The following is a 3,837-nucleotide window of genomic DNA, read 5'->3' as shown; positions in this document are numbered from 1 at the left end:
GCTTAAAGGATTAGGTTGTGGAACTTGAGACATCGAATACATAGCAGGTCCCGTTTCTGTACCTTTAAAAAAGCTACGTACAACCGGTAAGATTTCTAATGCTTTATCAATATCCAAATTATTAAGGAAGCTTAAAGGATTAGGTTGTGGAACTTGAGACATCGGATACATAGCATGTCCCGTTCCTGTACCTTTAAAAAGGCTACTTGCGACCGGTAAGAGGTTTAACATTGTGTCAGCATCAAGATTAGCAAGTATGTTTGAAGAATTTGTAGTAGGTACATTTTGTTGCATCGAAGAAATTGCAGTCCCCATTTTTTCCAGATTACTATTTAATAGTGTTATTTCATTTAAGACTTTATTCAATGTTTCTGTTGACTCTCTCTGTAGTTCCAACATTTGAGTTTGTATTTCTTTTTTATCTCCCAAAACTTCTATCCCCTTTTGTTTTTTTTCTTTACTTCCTTTTTCTTTGTCCATTAATGTTCGTTCTCCCGTCTTTTTCAAAATTTGATACAAAAAAGTAAATACAGGTTGTCCGCAATATATTATGTTTAACAACAGTGTGAAGTATAGACGAAGGTGTAATAACGTCTCAAAAAAGACACTAGCAATAGCTGTGTCTTTTTTTTCCTTATTTTTTACTTAATCTGCTTCGTTACTTCAAAGCCGTCTGGTTCGGCAGCTTGACCTTCAATTCAAGCCTGCCCTAATAGTTAATTAAAAGTATTTGTTTGGTGCTTTTTACTTGAATCCGAATGTATGATTTGTATAAGAATCATACGTTCAAAAGGCTGCCATTTGGCGGCCTTCTTATGGCGCTAACGCACCCGATAGTTTAAGTACATTTCTTCACAAACTTATATTAGTTCGCAACTAAGATTTAAGAACATAATTGATAAATCAGCTATTGGGTTAGTAAAGAAACGTGAACTTAAAAAGTTACCACCAAATAAAGACCTTAACGGTCTCTCTTTTCCCAATAACAATTAGATTGGGATCATTTGCACTGTTTATGTAAGCTACCATTACATATTATCCCATTTAAATCCAAGTCATATTTACAACCAGTGGAGATTGTTGGATGGCATTTATTGTCTCGTGTAGCTAATACACGTATAAGATGATGGAAATAAGGCGAATTGCCTTTAACTTCCTTGCATAAGAAACGTATAAGATATTAATACTATTTGAGAAATAAAGGAATTTTGTAGAAGATTACACAGATTTTAGCTGCTGATATTAGGCAAGTATAGGGTGATGAAAATGTGGAAAACGATTGTTTCCTACCTTCCAGAATGGCAGGTTTTTATACAAGCTTTTATTGTGTTTTTTATTCCTTATTTAATCTCCAAATTGTTTAATCGGCTTCGCAACTCAAAGGATGAGTGATGAAAATGAAAGTTTATCGTTAGTACAATTCCAAGTAGGTAAGCATTCAAAAAAAGACTTAGTTGTCGCTTATATTAAAGATATTGTTGATCCCGAATTAGTTCAAGAGGTAGAAAATCGAATTAAGAAAATTGATATTGATAGTGTTCCGGAATCGGGTTATGTAGAGCAACTTATCGAGGATAATCACCTTAGTCCCGGCCTTGGTTCCTATAATGGAAATGGCCAGTTTGGTCGGAATCATCCCTGAATGAAATGAGATGAAAGCTATATACAAAGACGGTGTAAAAAGAGCCAGAATAGCTGCGAGGTAACGAATACGGATGAATGTACCAGGAATCCACCTTTCATAATAATCTTCCGGTGATTGTAACATCATGCTCAAAGCGAAGGGCTTCCCGTCTAACAAGATGGGACACTCGACCTTCCATCAAAGCAGCGATCACCCGATCAGGACGCTCTGTATTCTGTACCTGCGGAAAAGGGGGTTCCGTTTCCGGTACTTATCGAAGCATTATTCATGGAAATATCAATCGAAATTTTGAGGGAAGCAGGACTCCAATTGCCTAAGCCAATCGGTCCCGCAATGGGAATTGTCGGCGGTTTAATCATTGGGGAAGCTGCTTACAGGCAGGGATCGTTAGCCCAGTTTTGGTCATTGTAGTAGCCTTAACCGCTATTTCATCATTTTCCATTCCGCAATATATTACTGGGTTTACATTACGGATGCTTCGTTTTCCCTCCTTGCTATGTGCTGCTACATTTGGATTATTCGGGGTCATTCTCTTTTTTCTTTTAATGGCCAGCCATTTAGTTAAATTAAAAAGCTTTAGTGTGCCCTATTTGAGTCCAGCCGTTCCTTATCGCTTAAGTGAGTGGAAAGACCTGATGGTTCGCATGCCACTTATGATGATGAAACGCCGTCCAAAGATAATGCATACAAAAAATCCCATTCGCAAAGGATAACCTATCGGTGGAAGGGTGGTTAAAGAATGATTCTCAGTCCGAAAGACCAAATTACAACTCCTCAAACAGCTGTCTTTGTCATCAACTTTGTACTCGGCACAGGATTACTCACCCTACCCAGATCAGCTACCGAGAAGGTGCATACACCAGATGTATGGATAAGCGTTATTTTAGGCGGGATTATCGCGATAATCGCGGGGGTGGTCATGGTCAAATTAAGCCAACAGTTTCCCGAAAAAACCGTTTATCTATACATCAATGAAATTGTAGGAAAATGGGTGGGGAGTTCACTTAGTTTAGTTATAATACTTTATTTTATTATGACTTCCGGATTTCAGCTCCGTGCAATGGCTGAAGTTATAAGGTATTTACTTCTGGAAGGTACGCCTACATGGGCAATTACCATGATTTTCATGTGGGTAAGTCTTTATCTCATCATCGGAGGAGTTAACCCCATCGCCCGTCTTTTTGAGATTATATTACCTTTGGCAGTTATCCTTTTTTTGGTTGTTACCTTTATGAGCTTCAAAATATTTGAGATCGATAATCTGCGTCCTGTATTAGGAGACGGAGTCATCCCTGTACTAAAAGGAGTAAAAACAACGGCTTTCGCTTTTTCAGGGCCTGAAATCATGTTACTGCTTGTTCCGTTTATGAATCAGCCAAAAAAAGCAGTAAAAGCCCTGCTTGTTGGAGTTTCCATTCCATTGATTTTTTATGTGATAACGGTCGTAATGGTGATCGGGGCATTATCTGTTGATGGAGTGGTCCTGAGAACATGGCCGACACTGGACCTTATACGGAGTTTTGAAATCTCCGGTTTAATCTTTGAACGGTTTGAATCTTTATTGCTCGGGGTTTGGGTCATGCAAATATTTGCCACATTTAGCATCTCATACTTTGCAGCTGCTTTAGGGCTGTCTCAACTTACGAAAAAGAGCATTCACCCATTCATGTTTGGCTTGCTTCCGATTCTCTACATCATTGCCATGATTCCGAAAAATATGAATGACCTATTTAAACTAGGGGATTTCGTCGGCCATATGGCATTGTTTTTATTTGGTTTTCTCCCGCTTCTCCTGCTTATTATCTCAAGAATAAGAGGGAGGAAAATATGAAACAAGCACTTATCTTCATTCCCCTCTCCGTTCTTTTGTTCTTATCCCTTACAGGATGCTGGAGCAGTCATGAAATTGAAGAGCAAAGTTTAGGTATCGGTTTAGCATTCGATAAAGCCAAGCAGTCCTCCATCGAGAAAAAGTTAAACGAACAAGGGGATGGTTATTCAAGAAACAAACTAATAGCTGACAGTACGAGTACACTGCGCTTGTTGAACTCCCTCAGTTTAATTCGATTTTCTCACAAATACTCGCTTATTCGCAGGATTTCATCACCCTTGAATTTAAGTTCATGGTTAAAACGGAGTGATTCAGGACATGAAGTCTTCGTGAAGGCATAGGGAAATAAAGGAGTTGTACA

General features: G+C 38.5%; 4 protein-coding genes and 2 pseudogenes. 4 read left to right on the top strand and 2 right to left on the bottom strand.

Features of this window, described 5'->3' with window-relative positions:
* Positions 1 to 480: hypothetical protein (locus tag AC1DIV_RS29705; protein ID WP_477577939.1), on the bottom strand; the 480-nt coding region annotated here is incomplete at its 3' end.
* Between the two features lie 904 nt (positions 481 to 1,384).
* Between AC1DIV_RS29705 and AC1DIV_RS29700 the strand changes: the two genes are divergently transcribed.
* The gene (locus tag AC1DIV_RS29700; protein ID WP_445670141.1) at positions 1,385 to 1,642 is read left to right on the top strand and encodes a spore germination protein; all 258 of its coding nucleotides are present in this window, start codon (positions 1,385 to 1,387) and stop codon (positions 1,640 to 1,642) included.
* On the opposite strand, the pseudogene AC1DIV_RS29695 reads toward AC1DIV_RS29700, so the two are convergent.
* Positions 1,589 to 1,877 (bottom strand): annotated as a pseudogene (locus tag AC1DIV_RS29695) (spore germination protein); the annotation flags it as partial. The gene AC1DIV_RS29700 and the pseudogene AC1DIV_RS29695 sit on opposite strands and share 54 nt — an antisense overlap.
* Between AC1DIV_RS29695 and AC1DIV_RS29690 the strand changes: the two are divergent.
* The 3 genes and pseudogenes from AC1DIV_RS29690 to AC1DIV_RS29680 all read left to right on the top strand — a co-directional run.
* A pseudogene (locus tag AC1DIV_RS29690) lies at positions 1,874 to 2,358 on the top strand (spore germination protein); the annotation flags it as partial. The pseudogenes AC1DIV_RS29695 and AC1DIV_RS29690 sit on opposite strands and share 4 nt — an antisense overlap.
* Positions 2,359 to 2,384: 26 nt before the next feature.
* Complete coding sequence (locus AC1DIV_RS29685; protein WP_477577938.1) at positions 2,385 to 3,476, top strand: spore germination protein; 1,092 nt, start codon at positions 2,385 to 2,387, stop codon at positions 3,474 to 3,476.
* Positions 3,473 to 3,817, top strand: coding sequence for a hypothetical protein (locus AC1DIV_RS29680; RefSeq protein WP_340877748.1), 345 nt, complete (start codon positions 3,473 to 3,475; stop codon positions 3,815 to 3,817). The genes AC1DIV_RS29685 and AC1DIV_RS29680 overlap by 4 nt, the downstream gene beginning before the upstream one ends.
* Positions 3,818 to 3,837: the final 20 nt, after the last annotated feature.

Source organism: Peribacillus sp. 05N428 (genome assembly GCF_056397085.1).
This window is presented reverse-complemented; position numbering and strand designations above follow the sequence as displayed.